We start from the raw sequence: 23,697 nt of genomic DNA on the forward strand, positions 1-23,697 counted from the left end.
GTTTGCCGCTGTAAATCACACTTTAGAGGGATCAAGTGCCCGTACCTGCTGGCTATAGTCGGCACAGGGTCTTAGTAAGAGCGGCTATAACGCCCCCTCGTATCGCAGCCTTCCAGGCTGCCCGATGGCGTTAACACTCAAGAGCACTTGAGCCGGTCCCGGAAAAGCCCACTGCCATAACAATAAAAGCACATGGAGTAGCGTCGATGACATCAGTTAACCAGTTCTGGCGCCGGGCGAAATTGCCTCTGGCCGTCAGCCTCGCCTCTACGCTCGCCGGTCCGGCATTTGGCGTAAGTTTCAACATCGGTGAAATCGAAGGTCAGTTCGACTCGTCGCTTTCGATAGGCGCCAGTTGGTCTACGCAGAATCCCAACAAGAATCTCATCGGTTCCAATAACGGCGGCCACGGCTTGTCGCAGACCTCCGATGATGGCCATTTGAATTTCAAGAGCGGGGAAACGTTCTCGAAGATCTTCAAGGGCATTCACGATCTTGAGTTGAAATACGGCGACACCGGTGTGTTTCTCCGGGGCAAGTACTGGTATGACTTTAAGCTTAAGGACGATGATCTCAATTTCAAGAACATCAGCGACAGCGGCCGCAAGGAAGCCGCGAAATCGTCGGGCGCCGAGCTGCTTGATGCGTTCGTCTACCACAACTACTCCATTGGGGATGAACCAGGTTCCGTGCGGTTGGGTAAGCAAGTCGTCAGTTGGGGTGAAAGTACCTTCATCCAGGGCGGTATCAACAGCATCAACCCGGTCGACGTGTCAGCCTTCCGCCGTCCCGGCGCGGAAATCAAGGAAGGCTTGATTCCGGTCAACATGTTCTACCTCTCGCAAAACATCACCGAGAACCTCTCGGCCGAGGGCTTTTATCAAATTGGATGGGACCAGACGGTTGTCGATAACTGCGGCACCTTCTTCTCGCAACCGGACGTGATCGCCGACGGCTGCAACAACAACCTGGCCGTGTTGAAAACCAAAAATGGTCTAAATAGCGCGTTGCCAGCCAGTTTGCGTTCACCTGTGTCAAATAGCTTGGCGGCCCAGGGCGTTACCTTCGGCAACCCGGATGAAGGCGTAATCGTGCGTCGTGGTCCTGACCGTGACGCCCGCGACAGCGGCCAGTTCGGCCTGGCCACGCACTACATGTTCGATCCACTGGACACCGAGTTCGGTGCCTATTTCATGAATTACCACAGCCGCAACCCGATCTTCAGTGGCCAAGGCGCCCCGGCCAGCGCTTATAGCCCAGCCAACCTGGTTGGTTCGCTGGCTCGCAATGGCGTACCGCTACGGACTGCTGCGGCTTTGGCGCCGACCCTGCTGCCGTTGGTCGTGGCCGGCAACTCCAGCTATTACGTTGAATACCCGGAAGACATTCGTCTGTACGGCCTGAGCTTCTCTACCACCCTGCCTACCGGTACGGCGTGGAGTGGTGAGGTCAGCTACCGTCCGAACGCGCCGGTGCAACTCAACACCACCGATATCCTGTACTCCGGTCTTACGCCGTTGAACCCGAACGTATCGATGCTGCAAGGCAAGCCGGGTACTGACCAGTCGGGTTATCGCCGCAAGGAAGTTACCCAGTTCCAGACCACCTTCACCCAGTTCTTCGATCAGGTGATGGGCGCCGAGCGACTGACTGTCGTGGGCGAAGTCGGCTGGACTCACGTCGGTGGGCTGGAAAGTACCTCGAAAATCCGTTACGGCCGCGACCCGAGCTACGGCCCAGGTCCCCTGCCTAATGGTCAGTGCGCCACGCTCAACGCCAGCACCCTGGCCGGCGCAGCCCAGAACAACGTCTCGCGTTATTGCGAAAACGATGGCTTCACCACGGCTGACTCCTGGGGCTATCGTGCTCGTGCGATCTGGGATTACAACAGTGTGTTTGCAGGTATCAACCTCAAGCCAAGCATTGCCTGGTCGCATGACGTCTCTGGCTACTCGCCGGGTCCTGGTGGCAACTTCGAAGAAGGGCGCAAGGCTATCAGCCTGGGCCTGGATGCCGAATACCAGAACACCTACACCGCGAACCTTTCGTACACCAACTTCTTCGACGGCAAGTACACCACTGTGGATGACCGCGATTTTGTTGCGCTCAGCGTTGGCATGAACTTCTAAGAATACGGTTTTTTTTCAGGACGACTATGAACATGAAAATGACAAAGGGTCTGTTACAAGTCGGTGTACTGGGTCTGTCATTGCTGGCGACCGGGGTGATGGCTGCTGTGTCGGAATCCGAGGCCGCCAAACTGGGTACAACCTTGACGCCGATGGGCGCCGAAAAGGCCGGTAACGCCGCAGGGACGATCCCTGCATGGAGCCCGCTGCCAAAAAATGCTGGCGCTGTGGACAGCAAGGGTTTCCTTGCTGACCCCTATGCTCAGGAACAACCGCTGTTTGTGATCACCGCGCAAAACGTCGATCAGTACAAAGACAAGCTGGCGCCAGGGCAAATAGCGATGTTCAAGCGCTATCCGGAGACTTTCAAAATGAAGGTCTTCCCGTCCCATCGTGGCGCGACGGTGCCTGATGACGTGTTCGCAGCGATCAAAGGCAACGCGACCAAGACCAAACTGGTCGCGGGTGGTAACGGCCTTGAGAACTTCAAGACGGCGATTCCATTCCCGATCCCGCAAAACGGTTCTGAGGTGATCTGGAACCATATCACCCGTTATCGCGGTGGCAGCGTTCAGCGTCTGGTGACCCAGGCCACGCCGCAGGCCAATGGCTCCTACAACCTGGTTTACTTCAAGGATCAGTTCGTTTTTCGCGATAACGTGAAAAAATCCGGTGCAGACGATGCGAAAGCCAAGTCTGGCGATGAAGATGAGAAAACCGGTGACACCAGCAACATCCTTTTCTACTTCAAGCAGGAAGTAACCGCGCCCGCACGTCTGGCCGGTGGGGTACTGCTGGTGCACGAAACCCTCGATCAGGTAAAAGAACCGCGTATGGCCTGGGTGTACAACGCCGGTCAACGTCGCGTACGTCGCGCGCCACAAGTGTCTTATGACGGGCCGGGTACCGCAGCAGATGGTCTGCGCACCTCGGACAACCTGGACATGTACAACGGCGCACCTGATCGTTACGACTGGAAACTGATCGGCAAGCAGGAAATGTACATCGCCTCTGACAGCTATAAGCTCGATGATCCGACCCTTAAATATGCCGACATCATCAAGGCCGGTCATATCAACCAGGATCTGGCGCGCTATGAACTGCGTCGTGTCTGGCACGTGACCGCTACCTTGAAGGAAGGCCAGCGCCACATCTATGCCAAACGTGACTTCTTCATCGATGAAGACACCTGGCAGGCAGCGGTGATCGATCACTACGACGGTCGTGGTCAACTGTGGCGTGTGGCTGAAGCTCACTCCCAGAACTACTACAACGTACAAGTGCCGTGGTACACCCTGGAAACCCTCTACGATCTGCAATCGGGCCGTTACCTGGCGCTCGGTATGAAGAACGAAGAGAAAGCAGCTTATAACTTCAAGTTCGAGGCGAGCGTCAGCGATTTCTCTCCTTCGGCCTTGCGCCAGTCTGGCGTACGGTAACGATTCATCGCTAAACGCACACTGAAAACGCCCCGACTGTTCGGGGCGTTTTCTATTGAGAGCCCCTATGTTCACGGGGAGCGATGCAGGTTGTTGTAATCTTTTTCTAAAAATGCGCCAAATTCCTTCAAAAGGACCGACGTACCCGCTAGTCTGCGGACATCTGCAATGCCGATAACAGCACTTTAATAAGAGCCGGCTATGACTGATTTGTCCCGTCTGCAAGGGTTTGACAGCCACGCGGTTACCGCGCTGGAAGGCCGTTTCTTTCGACCACCGTTGCCCGAAGGTTATGTACTGCGTCCACGTTTATGTGAGCGCTTGAGTGCAGGCCTGGCGGGGCGGCTGTTGTTGGTCTGCGCCCCGGCAGGTTTTGGCAAGAGTTCGCTGGCGGTAGAGTTTTGTCAGAGCCTGCCGGCTCAGTGGCAAAGCCTGTGGCTGGGGCTGAGTCATCGCGACAGTGATCCGGGGCGCTTTCTTGAGCGTCTGCTTGCCGGTCTGCAACAATTTTTCCCACAGCTGGGTACCCAGGCGCTGGGTTTGTTGAAGATGCGCCAACGCCATCAACCCTTTGCATTCGAAGAGTGGCTTGATGGCCTGCTTGACGAGCTGACCACGCACCTGATGCTGAGCAAGCCACTGCTGCTGGTGCTGGACGATTACCATCTCGCTCAGGGGCCGGTGCTCGACCGCTGCCTGCAGTTTTTCCTCAATCACTTACCCGCCGGGCTGATCGTGATGGTCACCAGCCGTCAGCGTCCGAACTGGCACCTGGCACGGCTGCGACTGTCGCGCCAACTGCTTGAGCTCAATGAGCAGGATTTGCGCCTGACCAACGCCGAGTCGGTGGCGGTGCTTGAACAGCACTCGAATTCGCTGGACAGTGAAGCGCTGCAAAGTCTGATTCTGCGCAGCGAGGGTTGGGTGGCCGGGTTGCGCTTCTGGCTGCTGGCCGCGTCTGAAGCGGGCAGTGACAATGCGCTGCCACAAGCGCTGCATGGCGGGGAAGGGCTGATTCGCGATTACCTGCTTGAAGAGGTGATCGACTTTCTACCGACCGATGTTCAGGCGTTTTTGTACGATACCGCCTGCCTGGAGCGTTTTTGCAGCGAGCTGTGCGATGCCGCTCGCGAAACGTATGACAGCGCCGAAATGCTGCGTTATCTGCAAGCGCATCAGGTCTTCCTGGTGCCGCTGGATGAGCATGGCCGCTGGTTTCGTTATCACCATTTGTTTTCCGACTTGTTGCGCACCCGGCCCGGCGCCGAGACCGGCCCGCAGCAAACCCGCCTGCACCTGAATGCCTGTCGATGGTTCAGCGACCAGGGTCTGCTCGACGAGGCCGTCGAACAAGCCTTGCGTGCGGGGCATCTGGATGTCGCTGCCAATCTGGTGCAGAACCTGTCCGAAGAGCAACTGCTGGCCGAGCAGAATGTCGGGATGCTGCTGCGTTGGAAAATGGACTTGCCTGACAGTCTGCTGATCAGCACGCCACGCTTGATCGTGCTCTATAGCTGGGCGCTGGGCCTGGCGTGCCAGCTGGATGCCGCTGAAGAGTTGGCCAGCCACTTGAGTCGCTTTCTGCCCGCGCCCTCGGCGACAGCGCAAAAATCCATGCTCGCCCAGTGGCTGGCGCTCAGCGGGATTATTGCCCGAGGGCGTGGCGACAGTGCCAAGGCCCGGCTCTATTGCAACGAAGCGCTGCTCAGCCTGCCGCATAAACGTTACGGTCAACGGCTGACGTGCCTGTCGACGCTGGCTAATCTGGCCATTGCCGAGGGTGACCCCTTGCGCGCCCGGGTACTCAATCGCGAGGCGCTTGAGCTGGCGCAACGGGTCGCCAATCCGTTATTTGAAGCCCTTGCCCATTATGATCGGGCGCGGGTGTTGCAGGCGCGTGGCGAGGTATTGCGTGCGCTGGACGAAGTCCACCAGGGCCAGGAGCGGCTCAAGGGTTTGCCAGCCCAACGGCTCTATGCTGTTCGTGCGCGGCTGACACTGTATGAAGGCTATCTGCTGACGATGCGCATGCAGCCTGAAGCGGGGCGTGCGCGGCTGTTGGCCGGGTTGTCTGAAGCGCGAGCCTGTCGTGATATCAGCGTATTGATCGGCCACTGTGTGATCGCAGGGCTAGACGGGCGCGACGGCCGTTTTGCCGAGGCCTTTGCCGAGTTGGGCGAGGCCGAGCGCTTGATGCACATCTGGGACGTGCCGCCAATCTACTACCTGGCCATGATCACTCTGGTCAAATGTGAGCTGTGGTTGTTGCAAGGCCGCATCGACCTCGCCGACGCCTGGTTGGTGCGGTTGGCGCAAACCTATGGCGGTGATCAGGCCGCTGCCGCACCGGAGTGTCACCCGCAACTGCCGCAACACATCGAATTACAGCGCGCAGTGCTCGAACGCATCCAAGGGCTGCGGCCCGAATCCGAGCAACGCCTGCTCGCCCTCGAACAACAGGCACACAATGCCGGTGCCCACTCTATTTATGTCGCCGCACTGACCCAGCAAATCCTACCGCTGTTGGGCACTGCGCGCGAAGCACAGGCGCGAACACTGTTCACCCGTAGCTTGCAAGCAGCCACCGGTGGCGCACTTCTGCCTTTCCACTGGCTGGTGAGCGGGCATCCCGATTGGTTGCGAGAACAACTGCTGCAAAGCGCACCGGGTGCGGTTCGCGATTCGCTACTGGAACTGTTGCCGCCCGCGGTTGCTTTGCGCGAACCTAGCGAACCTCTGCACTGCGCAGAACAACTCAGCGCCCGCGAACTCGCCGTGCTCCAACTCATCGCTCAGGGCTGCTCCAATCAGCAAATCAGCGAACAGCTGTTCATCTCCCTGCACACCGTAAAAACCCACGCCAGCCACATCAACAGCAAACTGGGGGTCGAACGGCGAACGCAAGCGGTGGCACGGGCGCAGGAGATGGGGTTGTTGGGGTGAGGGCAACTTGGCGAGGTTGGCTTCACCGTAAAGTTCTTAGGCCTCCACCCAACGACGGAGCAAGGTAGGGTCCATCTGAAACTGAGCGGCTATATGGCGAAAAACCTTTAACCAGCTCAAGGAAAGCGGTGATGGCGGATAGCTTGAACTGCTTTGAATATTTGCCCATGAAAAAACCCCCATAGATTGGATGGGTGTCCAACTTCTGGGGCGCAGTTCATTCTGCCCGGAGTTCCTTAGCATTCAGGACGTCAACCGAACAGGTTGCCTTCGGCTAGTGAGAGGCCAGACCAGAGCTCTTCAGCGTTGGTGATGCCCCAGTCCTCAGCCAACTCGATTTGCACAATTTTGTCTGGTTCCTCAAGGCAGGCAAGATCAATGATCTTATGGGGAATCGCCATTTTGCTTCGCGTTGACAGGAATACTTTAACTTTGGGGGTCAGAAGGGACTGTTCATTCTGCTCAATGACTACGCCCATGCGACCGCTTTGCAGGCTGACTAAAGCGCCAATGGGGTAAATGCCGATGGTTTTAACAAAGCTCTGGAAAACTATTTCATCGAAATGCCCTTTCCAGGAGGCCATTTCGCGAATGGAGTGTGCAGGACCCCAGCCCTTTTTATACGAGCGCTCGGACGTCACTGCGTCATACACGTCGCACACCGCGCCCATTCGGGCAAACAGACTGATCTGGTCCCCAGCCAGGCCATGTGGGTAACCCAAACCGTTGATTTTTTCGTGGTGATGCAAGCATACGTCAAGCACGTGAGTGCTGACGTCCTCGCTCCTCTCCAGAATTTTCAGCCCCTCTTCCGGGTGGCTCTGGACGAGTTTGAACTCCTCGGGTGTCAGCTTTCCGGCCTTATCGAGGATGGCGCTTGAGATCATCATCTTGCCGACATCGTGCATGAGGCCGGCCATCCCTGCTTCACGGACTTGCTCCTCGTTCATCTGCAGTTGTCGGGCCAGCGCAATCATCAATATACACACGGCCACGGAGTGCATGTAGGTGTAGTCGTCAGACGTTTTCAAGCGCGCCAGACTGATAAGCGCATGGGGATGGCGAAGTATGGAGTTAGTTATTTCATCCACCAAAAAAGCGCCATCCTCCACTTTTATAGCCTGGCCCAGTCTTGCGTCACTGAACATTTTTACGACGGCTTCTTTGGCTCGCACACAGATCTTTAAGGCCTGGGACAGCTCTTCATCCAGACTGACCCTGGAGGGGATGGTCGCGGGCTGTACGAAGGGAATGGGTGGAGAGGGCGGAAGGAAAGGCGCCTCGAACTGTTGAGGATTATCGTCAGTGACAGGAGGATGACCCTTGCCGGTATCCACCCACACTTCTGTAATAGCCGACTGCTGGATCCGTACAATATCCAGAGCATCTTTGAGTTCAAAGCTGCCTTTCCAAAAGGGATGCGCAACCCATGCACCACAGAATTTATGGATGTACATGCCAAGGGCAAGTTCAGAGGTGGGGATTTTTTTCAGCATCGCCAGTTTCTCAGTACAGCCAAGCCTTCCTGCAAGTAAGCTGGCTTTATTCTTGTGACCGCGAAAACAAAACCCGTCACGACGCCTGATACTTTCAGGTGAACAGTCGACATTACTTCACCCTTTAGAGCGCGCTTGATGGCGTGATTGACTCGCAGTGATCGCATAGTGCCATTATAGCCTGGCCCTTCCTGAAAAAGCGTACAAAGCTAAACAGTGGTCGTGCTTTATTTTTTTGTATTTAAATTTATACGATATAAATCAACAGGTTGCTGTGATTATTTTTTGATTTTCAATTGTAACCACTGCGCGGGTCAGGTGTGCCGTGGAAAATAATCAGCAAGCTTTCCTGCTGTTTTTTCCTTGGTCCCGCCCGTGCTGGCGTCTTGGACAATCGGATGCAAACCTCGGGCCTGTAGGCGAGGAACTCGGTATGGAGAGGGCGAAAACCGACGCTCGACGGCATGGCCTCTACAATTCAAACTTACGTCTATCCATCTCCCGGGAGGCCCCATGCAAGTCGCCAAACCGTCACTCATCCGCGAAACTTTTCCCGTCGGTCCTTTGCAGTGCAACTGCACGATCATCGGCGACCCCATCACCAAGCAAGCAATCGTGGTCGACCCGGGTGGCGATCATGAGTTGATTCTGGCTCGGCTGGAGGCATTGGGGCTGAGGGTGGTCAGTATTATTCATACCCATGCGCATCTGGATCATTTTCTGGCGTCCGGATTGATGAAGGAGAAGACTGGGGCGACGTTGCATTTGCATCGGGAGGACAAGTTCCTCTGGGACAATCTGGAGATGCAGTGCCAGATGTTCGGTGTGCCTTATACGCCGGTACCGCCGCCGGATCGTTGGCTGGCCGATGATGAGGCGTTGCCGTGTGGTTGCGGCGTGGCGTTGCACACCCCCGGGCATACACCCGGTTCGATGAGCTTCTGGTTTGCCGACGACAAGCTGTTGATTGCCGGTGACACGCTGTTCAAGCGCGGGATTGGGCGTACGGATTTGTGGGGTGGCGATCAGGCGACCATCGTTCGTTCGATCAAACAGCGCTTGTACTGCCTGGACGAAGAGGCAACGGTGATCACCGGTCATGGCCCCGAGACACGCTTGGGCGACGAGATGCGCCAGAATCCTTACGTTCGGGCGTGAAATTTGTTACATCGGGATTATGGAATTTTTTCCTGAAGTGAGGCTCTAATCGCCGCACGGTCTGCGTCTGACGTTCGTTGCGTTATCGAAAGCGGCCATAAAAAGTAGCCCTAGGAAGTTAAACAGGAGTTCCTCAATGTTCACCTCGCGTCGTTTGATTCTTGTCGCTACTGCTGTTGCCTTGTTGTCCGGGTGCGCGTCACCTAATCCTTATGACAATCAAGGACAGGCTGATAATTCGGGTGGTGTCAGCAAGACCGCCAAATACGGTGGCCTGGGTGCGCTGGCCGGGGCCCTGGCCGGTGCGGCGATCAGTCACGATAACCGCGGCAAGGGCGCGCTGATTGGCGCAGCAGTTGTTGGTGCCAGTGCTGCCGGTTACGGTTATTACGCTGACAAGCAAGAAGCCGAGTTGCGCAAAAGCATGGCCAATACCGGGGTCGAGGTGCAGCGTCAGGGTGATCAGATCAAGCTGATCATGCCGGGCAACATCACCTTCGCCACGGACTCTTCAGCCATTGCCAGCAGCTTCTATTCGCCGCTGAATAATCTGGCGGGCTCCTTGAAGCAGTTCAACCAGAACATGATTGAAATCGTGGGCTACACCGACAGTACCGGTAGTCGTCAGCACAACATGGACCTGTCCCAGCAGCGTGCGCAAAGCGTAAGTACTTACCTGACTTCGCAAGGCGTCGACCCTTCTCACCTGTCCGTACGTGGCGCAGGTCCGGATCAGCCGATTGCCAGCAACGCCGACGTGAATGGCCGGGCGCAGAACCGTCGGGTTGAAGTTAACCTGAAGCCTATTCCGGGTCAGCAATACCAGCAGCCGCCGCAGCAGTAAGACAGCATTTTTGATATCTGCCGCTAACCCGGCAGGAGCGAATTCACTCGCTCCTGCCGTCAGGTTGCGATCAACGCTTTTGTGGGTATTCCTGGTGCAGGCGATCCAGGAGTAAATCCTTGTCTTCCCACAATCGGTTGATCCACTGCTGGAATTCCAGGCGGTATTCACCGTCCTGGTCATAATTGCTGCCGATGAACTGCGGTGGGATTTTGATTTCTTCGAAATGCGCGACCACTTCCCTGACGTTACCGCACAGCAGATCCCAGTAACCTGGGCGCCCACCTGGGTAGTGAATGGTCACGTTGACGATGGCCTCCAACTGATCGCCCATGGCGTCGAGTACAAACGCGATGCCGCCCGCTTTGGGTTTGAGCAGGTGGCGAAAGGGCGAGTTCTGCTCGGCGTGTTTGCTCTCGGTGAATCGCGTGCCTTCCACGAAGTTGAAGATACCCACCGGGTTATTGCGGAACTTGTCGCAAGTACGCTGCGTGGTTTCCAGGTCTTTGCCCTTCTTCTCCGGGTGTTTGGCCAGGTACGCCTTGGAGTAACGCTTCATGAACGGAAAACCTAGCGCCCACCAGGCCAGGCCAATAACCGGTACCCAGATCAACTCCTGCTTGAGAAAGAACTTCAGCGGACGGATGCGCCGATTGAGTACGTATTGCAGGACCATGATGTCGACCCAGCTTTGATGGTTGCTGGTAATCAGGTACGAGTGTTGATAGTCCAGGCCTTCGAGCCCGCTCAGGTGCCAGCGGGTGTTGCGCACCAGCTTCATCCAGGCTTTGTTGCTGCTGATCCAGGCTTCGTGGATGTGGCTCATCAGCCAGTCGGTCAAGCGTTGGGCGGCAGGGAAGGGCAGGCACAGCTTGAAGATGGCGACCACGAACAACGGTGTGCAGCAAACGATTGTGTTAAGCGCCAAAAGCAACGAGGCAATCACGCCTCGCAATGGGGCAGGCAAAAAGTCCATGCGGGGCAGGGCTCCAAAAATAGTTCAAGTGCCGCCGGACTTCCCGGCGGTTGTTATTGGGGTCAGGAAAGGTTGTCAGCCTGAATCGCCGTAAGGGCGATGGTGTAGACGATGTCATCGACCTGAGCGCCGCGCGGCAGGTCGTTAACCGGTTTGCGCAGGCCTTGCAGCATCGGGCCGAGGCTGACGCAATCTGCGCTGCGCTGCACGGCTTTGTAAGTGGTGTTGCCGGTATTCAGGTCCGGGAACACAAACACCGTGGCACGTCCGGCGACCGGGCTGTTGGGCGCCAGTTGGCGAGCGACGGTTTCGTTGGCGGCGGCATCGTACTGCAGCGGACCGTCGATCAAAAGATCGCTTTGGGCCCGATGCGCCAGTTGCGTGGCTTCACGGACTTTTTCCACTTCTTCGCCGCTGGCCGAATCACCGCTGGAGTAACTGATCATCGCCACCCTCGGCGCAATGCCGAAAGCCACTGCCGAATCGGCGCTTTGCAGGGCGATTTCAGCCAACTCGTTGGCGCTGGGGTGCGGGTTCATGATGCAGTCGCCGTAGACCAGTACCTGCTCCGGGAACAGCATGAAAAATACGGACGACACCAAGGTGCAGCCCGGCGCGGTCTTGATCAATTGTAACGCCGGACGGATGGTATTGGCGGTGGAGTGGATGACCCCGGAAACCAGGCCGTCGACCTCATCGAGCGCCAGCATCATGGTGCCGATCACTACGGTGTCTTCCAATTGCTGTTCGGCCATCGGCGCGTTGAGGCTCTTGCTTTTGCGCAGCTCGACCATGGGTACGATATAGCGTCCCCGGATCAGGTCCGGGTCGAGAATTTCCAGCCCTGCTGGCAACTCGATGCCCTGGGCCTGGGCCACGGCATAGACTTCTTCTGGCTTGGCCAGCAGCACGCAACGGGCGATGCCGCGTGCCTGGCAGATGGCCGCCGCCTGGATGGTCAACGGCTCGCTGCCTTCCGGGAGGACGATACGCTTGTTGGCGGCTTGTGCGCGCTGGATCAATTGATAGCGAAAGACCGCCGGGGACAGGCGCATTTCCCGAGGTGTGCCGCAACGCTGGTGCAACCACTTCGCGTCCAGATGCCCGGCGACAAAATCGGTAATTATTTCCGCGCGCTCGCGGTCATCGATAGGGATCTCTTTGTTCAGTTGGTTCAGCTGGTTTGCCGTGTCATACGAGCCGGTGCTCACGGACAATACGGGCAAGCCCGCTTGTAGCGCGCCGCGGCACAGCTCCATGATCCGTGGATCAGGCACGGTGTCGCTGGTCAGCAGCAGGCCAGCCAACGGGACGCCGTTCATCGCTGCAAGGCTGACGGCGAGGATGATGTCATCGCGATCGCCAGGCGTTACCACGAGTACGCCCGGTTTAAGCAGCGATACGGTGTTGAGCACGGTGCGCGCGCAGAGGATGACTTTAGACATGCGTCGCTGCTCGTAATCGCCGGCATTGAGTACCTGTGCGCCAAGCAGATCGGCCACGTCGCGGGTACGCGGTGCGTTCAGGTCAGCCTGAAACGGAATACAGCCCAGTAGGCGGAAATCACCGTTACGCAACAAAGGCGAGTGTTCTTTGAGGCGCGCGGCGAAGGCTTCCATGCTTTCGTCGGTGCGCACTTTGTTCAAAATTACGCCGAGGACTTTCGGGTCTTTTGGCCCGCCGAACAGTTGCGCCTGCAATTCGACCCGCCCGGACAGCTCGGTCAGCACTTCATTTTCCGGCGCGGAGACCAGAATCACTTCTGCATCCAGGCTTTTCGCCAAATGCAGATTGACCCGCGCGGCGTAGCTGGCATGGCGGGTAGGTACCATGCCTTCGACGATCAGCACGTCCTTGCCTACCGCCGCCTCTTGATACAACTGGATGATTTCTTCCAGCAATTCGTCTAGCTGGCCATCGCCGAGCATCCGTTCGACATGGGCCAGCCCCAGCGGTTTAGGAGGCTTGAGCCCGTGGGTGCGAGCGACCAGTTCGGTGGATCGCTCTGGCCCCAGATCGCCCGGATGAGGTTGGGCGATGGGTTTGAAAAAGCCGACCTTGAGCCCTGCACGTTCAAGCGTGCGCACCAGGCCCAGGCTGATGGAAGTCAGACCCACACCGAAGTCAGTGGGGGCGATAAAAAAAGTTTGCATGCGGGCTTCTCAATTGAGCAGTGCAAGGGCGGCGCGGATCAGCCAGCCAAAATACCGGTTTACGTCACTGATTCTTTTCGTACATTACAGGCACGCTATCGATTCTCGGTGCCTTGGTTGGGCATAAGACTATCGCTATCCAGGCTCTGCGCACACCAGCCACAGCTAAAGCTTTTACCTATTCGTTGTTGCCGTTGCGCTGGATCAAGCACCCAAGGCCGCGATTGCCATGGCGGTTGATGGCGTAGATGCTGGGTGTGGCCGCAGGAAAGCACGGCAATCCAGTGCCCTTCCTCGTCCTGGCGAAACTCAAGAAGTGTCGGGTTTTCCAATCTGGGCCGTCCGTCAGAGTTGCGTTCGCTTTCGGGCGATTGCTTGGTTAAACTTGATCGTTCTCCAATCTTAAGCAAAAGGTCTTGCCCCATGCCGATCGCCGCCAACAAGGCTGTCTCCATTGACTATACCCTGACCAACGACGCTGGTGAGGTCATCGATAGTTCCGCCGGCGGCGCGCCGCTGGTCTACCTGCAAGGTGCAGGCAACATCATTCCGGGCCTGGAGAAGGCTCTGGATGGCAAGAGCGTCGGTGACGAACTGAAAGTGTCCATCGAGCCGGAAGACGCTTATGGCGAATACCTGGCCGAACTGGTCAGCACCCTGAGCCGCAGCATGTTCGAAGGTGTCGACGAACTGGAAGTGGGTATGCAGTTCCACGCGTCGGGCCCGGACGGCAGCATGCAGATCGTGACCATCCGCGATCTGGATGGCGATGATGTGACCGTTGACGGCAACCATCCTTTGGCGGGTCAGCGTTTGAATTTCGAGGTCAAGATCATTGAAATTCGTGACGCCAGCCAGGAAGAAGTCGCTCATGGTCACGTGCATGGCGAAGGCGGCCATCACCATTGATTTGTGCTGCTAAGCTCTGTTAGCTGGCAAGGCGCCCAGGCAGGTATGTGAAGACGACGGGTTCGTTTCCACGGCCTGATACGGGCGCCTTTTTAGTTCGCTAGTTATTTGGGAGTTCGTCATGAGTGTTTTTCACGACACGACATTAAAAGCTCTGGATGGCCAGGAATTGCCTCTCGCGCCCTTCAAGGGCAAAGTCGTGCTGGTGGTCAACGTCGCCTCCAAGTGTGGTCTGACACCGCAATACGCGGAGTTGGAAAAACTTTATCAAAAGTACAAGGATCAAGGCTTCAGCGTGCTGGGTCTGCCGTGCAATCAATTTGCTGGCCAGGAACCTGGGTCCGAAGCGGAGATTCAAGAGTTCTGCACCCTGAATTACGGAGTGACATTTCCGTTGGGCAGCAAGCTTGAAGTGAACGGCGCTCATCGTCATTCGCTGTACCGTCTGTTGGTCGGTGAAGGTGCCGAATTTCCCGGAGACATTACCTGGAACTTCGAGAAGTTTCTGGTGGGTAAAGACGGCCGCGTCCTCGCGCGGTTCTCGCCAAGTACGTCTCCAGAAGATCACGCGGTGGTTCAGGCTATTGAAAAAGCCCTGAGCTGATCCACCTGCTTCGCCCGCCGGGTTGCCATTCGAGCACGCCCGGCAAGCTTTTCTCCTCCCGGTTTTGTCCATTGAATCCTCGCTATTTGCCTTTATTCTCCCCCCGACTTTTACGGCTAAATCACCCAAATCAATAGTGCTGGCAGAAGCGAGACGACCGGTCATATGCTTCGCACCATGAGCACATCCATTCGACTCGACAAGCGTGATCTGATCCTCGCCAAAGGCGCCCACCTGATGACCCGTCGCGGTTATCACGGCACGGGCGTGCTGGAGATTGTCCAGGCCGCAGGTATTCCCAAGGGTTCGTTTTATCACTACTTCGCCAGCAAAGAAGACTTTGCCGTGCAAGCGCTGGAGTATTTGTACGCGCCGCGATTGCAGCGTTACGCCGCTGTGCTGGCAGACCCGACGCAGAGCCCGCGTGAGCGGGTCCTGAGTTACTACCGCGACCTGCTCGAGCATTTTTCCCGACAAGAGAAACCTGAGTATCACTGCTTTATCGGCAGCTTGAGTTTCGAAATGGCGGATGGCTGCCAACCCATCGCCAGCCAGGTGGAACAGATCCTTGAGCGTTCGGTGGCGATTCTTGCCGAGTGCCTGACGGCCGCCCGTCAGGCCGGTGAGTTGCCTCGCAATACGGACTGTGCCGCGCTCGCCGAATTTATCGCCAATGCCTGGGAAGGGGCGTTGATGCGCATGAAAGTGGGAGGCAGTGTCGCCTCCCTCGACGTTTTTCTGAACCAGCTTGAGCGTCTGTTGGCGCCCGGCCCCACTGATACCGATTGATTCCCGAGGAGCGTCACATGCCAGTCAACGCCTTGTTCAAACCCTTTCATCTGGGCCATTTGCAATTGCCGTCACGCGTGGTCATGGCACCCATGACCCGCTCGTTTTCCCCTGGTGGCGTACCTAACTCCAAAGTCATCGAATATTACCGCCGGCGTGCTGCCGCAGGCGTAGGTCTGATCATCACCGAAGGTACGACGGTTAATCACAAAGCCTCTAACGGTTACCCGAACGTCCCGCAGTTCTTTGGTGAAGCGCCGTTGGCCGGCTGGAAAAAAGTCGTGGATGCGGTGCATGCCGAAGGCGGCAAAATCGTCCCGCAACTGTGGCATGTGGGCAGCGTTCGCCGCGTCGGCACGGAGCCTGACGCCAGCGTGCCGGGTTACGGGCCAACGGAAAAACTCAAAGACGGTCAGGTCGTGGTGCACGGCATGTCCAAACAAGACATTCAGGACGTGATTAGCGCCTTCGCTCAGGCAGCCAGGGACGCCAAGGCGATTGGCATGGACGGCGTTGAAATCCACGGTGCTCACGGTTATCTCGTCGATCAGTTTTTCTGGGAAGGCACCAATCAGCGCACGGATGAATATGGCGGCGATCTGGCCGGCCGTTCGCGTTTTGCCATCGAGTTGATCCAGGCAGTGCGTGCTGCGGTCGGCCCTGATTTTCCGATCATCTTCCGTTTCTCGCAGTGGAAGCAGCAGGACTACAGCGCACGTCTGGTGCAGACGCCGGAAGCGCTGGGCGAATTCCTCAAGCCGCTGTCAGACGCTGGCGTAGATATCTTTCATTGTTCGACACGTCGCTTCTGGGAACCTGAGTTTGAAGGCTCTGATCTGAACCTGGCCGGCTGGACCCGCAAGCTGACCGGCAAACCGACCATCACCGTGGGCAGTGTCGGGCTTGATGGCGAGTTCCTGCAATTCATGGTTAATACCGACAAGATCGCGCAACCGGCGAGCCTGGACAACCTGCTGCAGCGTTTGAACAACGACGAGTTCGACTTGGTCGCGGTAGGCCGTGCATTACTGGTGGACCCTGACTGGGCGGTGAAGGTGCGTGATGGCCGCGAGCAGGACATCCTGCCGTTCAGCCGTGACGCCTTAATGACGTTGGTCTAAAACCTGTAGGCGCTTGCCCGCGATGACATCATGCCTGACACACCGTCAAGCTGATCGCGGGCAAGGACTGGGCGGTCCCCACGCGCTTACAATAATTGCCCCATGGGCAACGCCTTGTTGCTCATCGCGCACGCGCTGCGTAATTGTCTTTCGAACAGGTCGATAATCGCCGCCCATCCCTGACGACTGGCGTGTTGCCGCGCGTTCAAGCGGACTCTGCGCAGCGTTTCGCTTTCTTCGAGCAACCAACGTGCGGCATCGATAAACGCTTCCTCATCCCCCGGCATCGCTAGTGCACCATTGTGGCCGTGACGAATATGCTGAGCCGCAGCGGCTTGGTCATAGGCAATCACGCCCAGCCCGGACGCCAAGGCCTCAAGCACCACATTGCCAAAGGTTTCGGTCAGGCTCGGGAATACAAACAAATCCCCTGATGCATAGTGCGTCGCCAGTATGTCCCCCCGTTGCGTGCCGCAGAAAATCGCGTTCGGCAGTTGCTGTTCCAGCGTCGTTCGTTGCGGGCCGTCGCCGACGATAATCAACTTCAGCGTTTGTCGAGGGTGTGCCGCTTGCAGGGCGTCAAAGCTGGTTTTAAGCAGGCCCAGATTTTTCTCGGGAGCGAGCCTGCCCACATGCAGCACGGCAATATCGTCCACGCTCAGCCCCCAGCTTTCACGCAGCGCCGCCGAGCGCTTCGATGGATGAAACAACTGACTGTCGACGCCCCGCGACAGCAGTTCAACCCGCTCAAAACCACGACGCTCCAGCTCCATTTTCTGGCTCAGGCTGGGCACGACGGTGATCTGTGAGCGATTGTGAAACCAGCGCAAGTAATGCGTCAGCAGGCGGGTGACAAACCCGAACCCGTATTCGTGAGTGTACTGCTGGAAGTTGGTGTGAAAACCACTGACCACGGCAATTCCCAAGCGCCTTGCCGCGCGCAATGCGGACAATCCCAGCGGCCCTTCGGTGGCGATGTACAGCACATCCGGGCGTTGCCGCGTCCAGCGCCGCAACAGCTTGTGCATTGATGATTGCCCCCATTGCAACCCGGGATATCCCGGAATCGGCCAGCCACGGCACAGCATCAGATCGTCTGCGGCGACAAGCCCTGCATCTTCACTCTGGCGCGGACGTATCAACTCGACACGGTGACCGCGCAGACGCAGGCCGTCGCACAACCGACCAAGGGTATTGGCCACGCCATTGATCTCTGGCGGGAAGGCTTCGGTAATCAGGGTGACATGCAAGATCGTGCTCATGACGTCAGTCTCGGCTGAGGGCATGTCGCTTATGTGGTGATTTGATGATGGATTTGTGACGGTGATGGGCGGGCAGTTGCTGCTCGCGCGTTTTATCAGTTTAATTTGATTAAATATTATTGAACGGGGCGTGCCGGGTTCAGGTGGTTAATATCAGATTGGAGGCGGGGCATGGTAGTTATTTGCTAACGGGTTTTTTATTTAAGTGTCGGTCTTATAGTTATGTAGGACGTTTCTTTAAGTCACTATTTCAGTGGGTTTCATGTTGCCGCTGAATGCTTTCTAAGTAACGTGAGGTTTGTCGAGTTTCAATGCTCTTGTTGCAGTGTTGGGTCTCGGTACACAGGGCTATTAACTTCAGGCTTTTGAGGTTTTGCCGCCCATCAATACTTTTCAGAAAGTATCACATGAAATTTAACTCTAAAAAGTTGAACGGGACTCTTGCGGCCCTAGGAATGGTTACGGCACTTTTAACGTGCTCACAGATGGCAGTGGCTAGCAGTTATCAGCCATCAACTGTGTTTCCAACTGTTCACTCTGAAGGTTATCTGTACACGGCTAATGTGCCTGTTTCTGGCTCGCCGGCGGCGAACGGAAAAATATCAAATGTCACTTGGAATTGTGGCGTTGTAGGTTGGCCGAGAGGACTCTCTGTGTATCTGTGTCATGGTGCTGATCACTGCAAAGATATTTCTCGGCAGAGGGCGGGTTCCACTGACGACTTTAATAACAGGAGCGCCGGTCAGCTATTGTGTTATGCTGTTCGCGTGATAAACCCTGGGCGCAGAGTTTGCCAGTTTGCCAGTTTGCCAGTTTGCCATTTCACGAAGCTTTTGTGGCAATCCATTATTGAAATTCAGTATTTTCTCCAGGATTGTTACTGGAGGTGTGCCCTTTGCTTATTCTGTTTCATACAGTTCAATCCGCTCTTTTCTCATTGAGTGCATTGTTCTCTCAAAATATGAGGTTGTGGTATCAGTCACAATTTCGCCGGTCGAGCTATATCGAATAATAGGGTAGTCAGTAAGATCATGCATTTCTCCGTTGAGAGAATTGTAGGCATAGCTATGAGCCAGCCGTGCAGCCTCTTGTGGGTCGTTGTTGGCTCTGTCCAACAGAAAACCTCTGAACGATACGCTTTTAGCACTTTTAGTGTGTTCTTTGTGCGTTTCGGACGCTGTGACTGCCTCGTTAAAATTCTGCATGAATGACTTGCCTGCGCTATCGAGGGTCCGTAACGACGTTGCGTCCTTAGCTTCTGGTCGAGTTGTTTCAATCGGGCGGGTGTATAGCTTTTATCTTGATTCGGGGATTTGTCGCGTACATCATTCTGCATGAGCACCGTCGAGCGGGGCAGTACGAGCATTGTAAGTGCCGCTGGGGCCGGTTGATATGTTCTATCTTGAGTCGCGTTATATTCGCTCATGGCACTGTCTAACGTGTGTACGAATCTTGAGCGAGGCTCGACTAATCTCTCGATAGCTGCGGGTACGGAACCAAAGATGGTTTTCTGAATATTTGAAACAGTTTGAATTGAGTTCATGCTGGGTTCAATGGCCATAATGCCTCCTGGTTTTTTAGTGTTAGGAGAGCAATAAAGATGCCAGTTTTTATTTGAGGACGAGCGGCGCGGAGGATGAGTCAACTGTTGCAGCTATTCTGAGCGCTGGAATAGTTGTCCTACAGAAAGTTCCTACAAATAGTTATTTATAGGACGTGGGCAAAGGGTTGCCCCCCTATCGGCAAGGGGTTGCCTTCCGGTTAATCGCCCCTGTTCTGATGCCAAATAGTGCCTTGGTTGTTTTCATTTTTTTACGGGGTAAACATGTTCATCCTTTTTACAGGATGAACATGCTCTGGTTAATGCCGCAATGACTTCCCATCAAGGAAATGCGTGGTGCTATTAAGCCAGGGTATGAACGATTTCAGTAATGATGCGGCTCAGGGTTTCAGCGTCAGGCCCCTCCACGCGGTGTTCATCGGCGAACGAGTAAGCTACCGAAAACAGACCTCCGTTTACATAGGAGTACGTAGGCAGATCTTTTTCGAGGGTTTTATCTACGGCTTCTTCGGTCAGTGAAATGGAAGCAATGACCAGGCGTTCGGTCATGTTGTTGACGCCGTTGAAATAGACGGCGTCCGGGTTCAGGTTCCAGTTTTCCAACGCAGCATTCAGCAGGTTGCGCGCTTTTTCACGAATGATTTCAGTGCTCATGGTGATCTTCCTTTATCTAGCGTCCCCGCCGTTGAACATCATGCTCATCGTGGTATGCAGAGGGACAGGTTGTTTGGAAGAGCCATTAGAAAGGATCAAGCGGGGTGACAGCACATACATAGTTATGGCAGTGAAATTCATCGGGCGTTAGTGCGTGCTTTAGATAACAGCCGGTGCGTCACTGGAACAAAACAACCGGCTGCTATCGGCGAGCTTTAAAGCGTGTTACCGGGCGCTGCCTCTGCTCCGCGTTCGCGTACCCAGAATAAGGTCGCACCTGCTACGGCGGCGGGCATCATCAAGATGTTGACCACCGGAATCAGCAACGCCAGATAGACGATGCCGCCGAAGCTTAGGCTCTGCCAGCGTTTAGCACGCAGCCAGGCGAGCATTTCGTTCCAGCCCATTTTATGGTTGTCCGCCGGGTAGTCGATGTACTGGATAGCCATCATCCAGACGCCGAACAACAGCCACAGTGGCGCAGCGACCAGATTGACCACCGGGATGAAGGACAGGATCAGCAGGCCGATCGCGCGGGGCAGGAAGTAGCCAAGTTTGCGCATCTCCCGGCTGAAGGTGCGCGGGACCATGGCGACCAGTTCGCCCCAACTGAAGGTCGGGAAGTCATCGGTGCCACGTAGCACCACTTCGACCTTTTCCGCGAGAAAACCGTTGAACGGCGCGGCAATGATATTGGCGATCATGGTGAAGGTGAAGAACACCATCAGCAGCACCAGCACCACGAACAATGGCCAGAGGATGTAATTGAGAAAGCTCAACCAGACCGGCAGGGTTGGCATGAAGGTGTCGACCCACATGCCGAACTGATGCATGGCCAGGTAAATCAGGCCGCCGAATAGCACCAGGTTGATGGCCAGCGGCAGCAGAACGAACAGGCGCAAGCCGGGGCTTAGGACCAGTTTCAGGCCTTCACGCAGGTATTGCGGGCCAGAAAGAACAGGGGCAGGCATGGCAGGCTCCGGGTGGTGGGAAACGCGCCGACCTTACCGGCTTTGCAGCCCGTACGAAAGTGCAGACATTCGCGGTAACAAACCCGACGGCGTAAAGTCTATGGTCAAGCGTTGATACAAAGGTTATCTGGATAGACCCTGCCTATGAGGTGGATTGTGAAACGATATTTCCTTAATCTTCGCGACCCCGATAAGCTTCTCGACAACTTATCAATCTCTTCCTGAAATTTTAATCTCCAAGGAGTCATCATGAGCGTACTGGTAAACAAGCAGGCCCCGGATTTCGACGCAGCAGCGGTATTGGGTGACGGCTCTATCGTCGACAGCTTCAAGCTGTCCTCCCTGCGTGGCAAATACGTGGTTCTGTTTTTCTGGCCTCTGGATTTCACCTTCGTTTGCCCGTCTGAAATCATCGCCCACAACAACCGCATCGCGAAATTCCGCGAGCTGGGTGTTGAAGTGGTCGGCGTTTCCATCGACTCGCAATTCACTCACCACGCATGGCGCAGCACCCCTGTTGAAAAAGGCGGCATCGGTGAAGTTCAATTCACCATGGTGGCCGACGTCAAACACGAAATCACTCGCGCTTACGGCATCGAACACGAAGCTGGCGTCGCTCTGCGCGCTTCGTTCCTGATCGACAAGGAAGGTGTGGTTCAGCATCAGGTCGTTAACAACCTGCCACTGGGTCGCAATGTCGACGAAATGGTCCGTTTGGTTGAAGCTCTGCAATTCACCGAAGAGCACGGCGAAGTCTGTCCAGCCGGCTGGCGCCCAGGTCAAAAAGGCATGAAGGCTGACGCCAAGGGCGTTGCCGATTACTTGGCCGAAAACGCCAAGAACCTGTAATACCCCGGCTGCGGCTCCGGCCGCAGCCTCATATTTTCAGGACTGCCGTGTTGTAAGCCTTCCCCAAGTGCTTGTGCGGTCCTTTTTTATTCCAGCCGGTACACCGGCGTTCCGACCACGCGTAACGATGGCCGGTCAATAGGAGTGTGTCATGTCTGATGTACGTCATTCCCGAGTGATTATTCTCGGCTCCGGCCCTGCCGGTTACAGCGCAGCGGTCTACGCGGCACGTGCCAACCTCAAGCCGCTGCTGATTACCGGCATGCAGGCAGGTGGTCAATTGACCACCACCACTGAGGTTGATAACTGGCCTGGTGATCCCCACGGCCTGACCGGCCCTGTGTTGATGGAGCGGATGAAAGAACACGCCGAGCGTTTCGAAACCGAAGTGGTGTTTGACCACATCAACGCCGTGGACCTGGCTGGCAAGCCGTTCAGTCTCAAAGGCGACAACGCGACGTACACCTGTGACGCCTTGATTATTGCGACCGGTGCCAGCGCTCGTTATCTGGGCCTGCCATCAGAAGAAGCCTTCATGGGCAAAGGCGTTTCTGCCTGCGCGACCTGCGACGGTTTCTTCTATCGCAACCGTGAAGTCGCAGTCGTCGGTGGTGGTAACACTGCCGTGGAAGAGGCGCTGTACCTGGCTAACATCGCCAGCAAAGTGACTTTGGTCCACCGTCGCGAAACGTTCCGCGCCGAGAAGATCCTGATCGACAAGCTGCATGCCCGCGTTGCCGAAGGCAAGATCGTGCTCAAGCTCAACGCGACCCTGGAAGAAGTGCTGGGCGATAACATGGGCGTGACCGGTGCTCGCCTGAGAAATAATGACGGCAGCGCCGACGAGCTGAAAGTCGATGGCGTGTTCATCGCTATCGGGCACACGCCGAACACGTCACTGTTCGAAGGTCAACTGGCCTTGAAAGACGGCTACATGGTGGTTCAGGGCGGTCGTGACGGTAATGCGACTGCTACCAATGTCGACGGTGTTTTCGCGGCGGGTGATGTGGCTGACCACATCTACCGTCAGGCGATTACCTCGGCGGGTGCGGGTTGCATGGCGGCACTGGACGTCGAGCGTTATCTCGATGGCCTGCAGGACACTTCGCTGTAAAAGTCTGCTTGTGGCTGCAAAAAAAAACCGGCCTAGGCCGGTTTTTTTATGTTCAGTCTTGCTGGCACGGAATATTCAGGCTTTGCGTTTCAGCGGCTCGGCTGCGAAGGTCACCCCGACCAGGCCGTGAGCGATCAGCGCGCGGATGTTGCCGTGATCGTTGCCTTCAGGGGTCGCTTGCACCGAGCGATAGTGTTCGCCAAATGCGAGCAGGGCTTCTTCATCGCTCAGACCTTCAAGCACGGCCAGGCCCAGTGTCTTGCAGGAACCTTCGTTCTGCCCGGCGGCGTTTTCCACGCTGCCGTTGTTGAACGCCTGTGGCTGGTAGTCGTAGCCAGTAGAGATGAATGCCAGGGTGTCGGCGAAGGCGTGCTGGCCGCTACGAAGGCTGGCGCGCAGGGTGTTCAGATCAGTCATGCTTTTTTTCCTTGGCGAACGCGGCTTTCTGCTCGGCGTTGGCTTCTTGCTGGTAGTGGGTTTTCCACTCGCTGTAAGGCATGCCGTAAACCACTTCGCGGGCCTGGTCGAGGCTGACGTCGATCTGTTTCTCATCGGCTGCGGCCTTGTACCACTTGGACAGGCAGTTGCGACAGAAACCGGCAAGGTTCATCAGGTCGATGTTTTGGACGTCTTTGCGGCTGTCCAGGTGCGCGACCATGCGGCGGAAGGCGGCAGCTTCGAGTTCAAGGCGTTCTTGCTCGGTCATGATGGGCTCTTTGCAGGCA

20 protein-coding genes are annotated in these 23,697 nt (G+C 56.3%); 11 read left to right on the forward strand and 9 right to left on the reverse strand.

Going from position 1 to position 23,697, the window contains the following annotated elements:
• The first annotated feature begins 206 nt into the window (after positions 1–206).
• From RGU44_RS24445 to RGU44_RS24455, 3 genes are all read left to right on the forward strand, one after another.
• Positions 207–2,129, forward strand: a complete 1,923-nt coding sequence (locus RGU44_RS24445) for a DUF1302 domain-containing protein (protein ID WP_322177953.1) — start codon at positions 207–209, stop codon at positions 2,127–2,129.
• A 32-nt stretch (positions 2,130–2,161) separates the two neighbouring features.
• Positions 2,162–3,568, forward strand: coding sequence for a DUF1329 domain-containing protein (locus RGU44_RS24450; RefSeq protein WP_322278404.1), 1,407 nt, complete (start codon positions 2,162–2,164; stop codon positions 3,566–3,568).
• 201 nt (positions 3,569–3,769) lie between these two features.
• Positions 3,770–6,511, forward strand: coding sequence for a LuxR C-terminal-related transcriptional regulator (locus tag RGU44_RS24455; RefSeq protein WP_322278405.1), 2,742 nt, complete (start codon positions 3,770–3,772; stop codon positions 6,509–6,511).
• Positions 6,512–6,762: 251 nt separating this feature from the next.
• Here the strand turns inward: RGU44_RS24455 and RGU44_RS24460 are convergent, their stop codons facing one another.
• Positions 6,763–8,007, reverse strand: coding sequence for an HD-GYP domain-containing protein (locus RGU44_RS24460; protein WP_322177957.1), 1,245 nt, complete (start codon positions 8,005–8,007; stop codon positions 6,763–6,765).
• Between the two features lie 513 nt (positions 8,008–8,520).
• Between RGU44_RS24460 and RGU44_RS24465 the strand changes: the two genes are divergently transcribed.
• Positions 8,521–9,165 (forward strand): MBL fold metallo-hydrolase, encoded by a 645-nt coding sequence (locus RGU44_RS24465; RefSeq protein WP_322177958.1) that lies wholly within the window; start codon positions 8,521–8,523, stop codon positions 9,163–9,165.
• 136 nt (positions 9,166–9,301) lie between these two features.
• Complete coding sequence (locus tag RGU44_RS24470) at positions 9,302–10,009, forward strand: OmpA family protein (RefSeq protein WP_322177959.1); 708 nt, start codon at positions 9,302–9,304, stop codon at positions 10,007–10,009.
• A gap of 70 nt (positions 10,010–10,079) precedes the next feature.
• On the opposite strand, the gene RGU44_RS24475 is transcribed toward RGU44_RS24470, so the two are convergent.
• The 3 genes from RGU44_RS24475 to RGU44_RS24485 form a co-directional block, all read right to left on the reverse strand.
• Positions 10,080–10,985, reverse strand: a complete 906-nt coding sequence (locus RGU44_RS24475; RefSeq protein ID WP_322177960.1) for an acyltransferase — start codon at positions 10,983–10,985, stop codon at positions 10,080–10,082.
• A gap of 62 nt (positions 10,986–11,047) precedes the next feature.
• Entirely contained in the window at positions 11,048–13,138 is a 2,091-nt protein-coding gene (gene pta / locus RGU44_RS24480; RefSeq protein WP_322177961.1) for a phosphate acetyltransferase, read from the reverse strand.
• Between the two features lie 95 nt (positions 13,139–13,233).
• Positions 13,234–13,548: a DUF3565 domain-containing protein gene (locus tag RGU44_RS24485; RefSeq protein WP_322183028.1), complete on the reverse strand. Its 315-nt coding sequence runs from the start codon at positions 13,546–13,548 to the stop codon at positions 13,234–13,236.
• Between the two features lie 13 nt (positions 13,549–13,561).
• On the opposite strand from RGU44_RS24485, the gene RGU44_RS24490 reads away from it, so the two are divergent.
• From RGU44_RS24490 to RGU44_RS24505, 4 genes are all read left to right on the forward strand, one after another.
• A complete protein-coding gene (locus RGU44_RS24490; protein WP_322177962.1) occupies positions 13,562–14,047 on the forward strand; it encodes a peptidylprolyl isomerase in 486 nt (161 codons plus the stop codon).
• 121 nt (positions 14,048–14,168) lie between these two features.
• On the forward strand, positions 14,169–14,651 hold the full coding sequence (locus tag RGU44_RS24495) for a glutathione peroxidase (protein WP_322177963.1): 483 nt from the start codon (positions 14,169–14,171) through the stop codon (positions 14,649–14,651).
• Positions 14,652–14,828: 177 nt separating this feature from the next.
• Positions 14,829–15,440 carry a TetR/AcrR family transcriptional regulator gene (locus tag RGU44_RS24500; RefSeq protein ID WP_407074566.1) on the forward strand — a complete coding sequence of 204 codons (612 nt, stop codon included), beginning with the start codon at positions 14,829–14,831 and terminating at the stop codon, positions 15,438–15,440.
• A 17-nt stretch (positions 15,441–15,457) separates the two neighbouring features.
• Positions 15,458–16,561: an NADH:flavin oxidoreductase gene (locus RGU44_RS24505; protein WP_322177965.1), complete on the forward strand. Its 1,104-nt coding sequence runs from the start codon at positions 15,458–15,460 to the stop codon at positions 16,559–16,561.
• Positions 16,562–16,647: 86 nt separating this feature from the next.
• Here RGU44_RS24505 and RGU44_RS24510 read toward each other — a convergent pair whose 3' ends face one another.
• The 3 genes from RGU44_RS24510 to cysZ form a co-directional block, all read right to left on the reverse strand.
• A complete protein-coding gene (locus RGU44_RS24510) occupies positions 16,648–17,823 on the reverse strand; it encodes a glycosyltransferase family 1 protein (protein ID WP_322278406.1) in 1,176 nt (391 codons plus the stop codon).
• Positions 17,824–19,726: 1,903 nt separating this feature from the next.
• The gene (locus RGU44_RS24515) at positions 19,727–20,038 is read right to left on the reverse strand and encodes a hypothetical protein (RefSeq protein ID WP_322177968.1); all 312 of its coding nucleotides are present in this window, start codon (positions 20,036–20,038) and stop codon (positions 19,727–19,729) included.
• Between the two features lie 215 nt (positions 20,039–20,253).
• Entirely contained in the window at positions 20,254–21,009 is a 756-nt protein-coding gene (cysZ, locus tag RGU44_RS24520; protein WP_322278408.1) for a sulfate transporter CysZ, read from the reverse strand.
• A gap of 249 nt (positions 21,010–21,258) precedes the next feature.
• Here cysZ and RGU44_RS24525 point away from each other — a divergent pair, with 249 nt between their 5' ends.
• Together RGU44_RS24525 and trxB are read left to right on the forward strand one after the other, a co-directional pair.
• A complete protein-coding gene (locus RGU44_RS24525) occupies positions 21,259–21,858 on the forward strand; it encodes a peroxiredoxin (protein ID WP_322177970.1) in 600 nt (199 codons plus the stop codon).
• A gap of 151 nt (positions 21,859–22,009) precedes the next feature.
• On the forward strand, positions 22,010–22,972 hold the full coding sequence (trxB, locus tag RGU44_RS24530) for a thioredoxin-disulfide reductase (RefSeq protein WP_322278409.1): 963 nt from the start codon (positions 22,010–22,012) through the stop codon (positions 22,970–22,972).
• Positions 22,973–23,047: 75 nt separating this feature from the next.
• On the opposite strand, the gene RGU44_RS24535 is transcribed toward trxB, so the two are convergent.
• The gene (locus tag RGU44_RS24535; RefSeq protein WP_322177972.1) at positions 23,048–23,389 is read right to left on the reverse strand and encodes a HopJ type III effector protein; all 342 of its coding nucleotides are present in this window, start codon (positions 23,387–23,389) and stop codon (positions 23,048–23,050) included.
• Complete coding sequence (locus RGU44_RS24540; RefSeq protein ID WP_322177973.1) at positions 23,382–23,678, reverse strand: DUF1244 domain-containing protein; 297 nt, start codon at positions 23,676–23,678, stop codon at positions 23,382–23,384. The genes RGU44_RS24535 and RGU44_RS24540 overlap by 8 nt, the downstream gene beginning before the upstream one ends.
• Positions 23,679–23,697 lie beyond the last annotated feature (19 nt).

Origin of the sequence: Pseudomonas sp. 5C2 (assembly GCF_034314155.1) — a bacterium.
Taxonomy (GTDB): Bacteria; Pseudomonadota; Gammaproteobacteria; order Pseudomonadales; family Pseudomonadaceae; genus Aquipseudomonas.

Excerpts from the sequence above, each read along its gene's own strand:
- RGU44_RS24500 (WP_407074566.1), top strand. The coding sequence starts at position 14,829 with ATGAGCACATCCATTCGACTCGACAAGCGTGATCTGATCCTCGCCAAA.
- cysZ (WP_322278408.1), bottom strand. The coding sequence starts at position 21,009 with ATGCCTGCCCCTGTTCTTTCTGGCCCGCAATACCTGCGTGAAGGCCTG.
- RGU44_RS24510 (WP_322278406.1), bottom strand. The coding sequence starts at position 17,823 with ATGAGCACGATCTTGCATGTCACCCTGATTACCGAAGCCTTCCCGCCA.
- trxB (WP_322278409.1), top strand. The coding sequence starts at position 22,010 with ATGTCTGATGTACGTCATTCCCGAGTGATTATTCTCGGCTCCGGCCCT.
- RGU44_RS24505 (WP_322177965.1), top strand. The coding sequence starts at position 15,458 with ATGCCAGTCAACGCCTTGTTCAAACCCTTTCATCTGGGCCATTTGCAA.
- RGU44_RS24525 (WP_322177970.1), top strand. The coding sequence starts at position 21,259 with ATGAGCGTACTGGTAAACAAGCAGGCCCCGGATTTCGACGCAGCAGCG.
- RGU44_RS24535 (WP_322177972.1), bottom strand. The coding sequence starts at position 23,389 with ATGACTGATCTGAACACCCTGCGCGCCAGCCTTCGTAGCGGCCAGCAC.
- RGU44_RS24490 (WP_322177962.1), top strand. The coding sequence starts at position 13,562 with ATGCCGATCGCCGCCAACAAGGCTGTCTCCATTGACTATACCCTGACC.
- RGU44_RS24495 (WP_322177963.1), top strand. The coding sequence starts at position 14,169 with ATGAGTGTTTTTCACGACACGACATTAAAAGCTCTGGATGGCCAGGAA.
- RGU44_RS24455 (WP_322278405.1), top strand. The coding sequence starts at position 3,770 with ATGACTGATTTGTCCCGTCTGCAAGGGTTTGACAGCCACGCGGTTACC.
- RGU44_RS24540 (WP_322177973.1), bottom strand. The coding sequence starts at position 23,678 with ATGACCGAGCAAGAACGCCTTGAACTCGAAGCTGCCGCCTTCCGCCGC.
- RGU44_RS24515 (WP_322177968.1), bottom strand. The coding sequence starts at position 20,038 with ATGAGCACTGAAATCATTCGTGAAAAAGCGCGCAACCTGCTGAATGCT.
- RGU44_RS24445 (WP_322177953.1), top strand. The coding sequence starts at position 207 with ATGACATCAGTTAACCAGTTCTGGCGCCGGGCGAAATTGCCTCTGGCC.
- RGU44_RS24450 (WP_322278404.1), top strand. The coding sequence starts at position 2,162 with ATGAAAATGACAAAGGGTCTGTTACAAGTCGGTGTACTGGGTCTGTCA.
- pta (WP_322177961.1), bottom strand. The coding sequence starts at position 13,138 with ATGCAAACTTTTTTTATCGCCCCCACTGACTTCGGTGTGGGTCTGACT.
- RGU44_RS24475 (WP_322177960.1), bottom strand. The coding sequence starts at position 10,985 with ATGGACTTTTTGCCTGCCCCATTGCGAGGCGTGATTGCCTCGTTGCTT.
- RGU44_RS24465 (WP_322177958.1), top strand. The coding sequence starts at position 8,521 with ATGCAAGTCGCCAAACCGTCACTCATCCGCGAAACTTTTCCCGTCGGT.
- RGU44_RS24460 (WP_322177957.1), bottom strand. The coding sequence starts at position 8,007 with ATGCTGAAAAAAATCCCCACCTCTGAACTTGCCCTTGGCATGTACATC.
- RGU44_RS24470 (WP_322177959.1), top strand. The coding sequence starts at position 9,302 with ATGTTCACCTCGCGTCGTTTGATTCTTGTCGCTACTGCTGTTGCCTTG.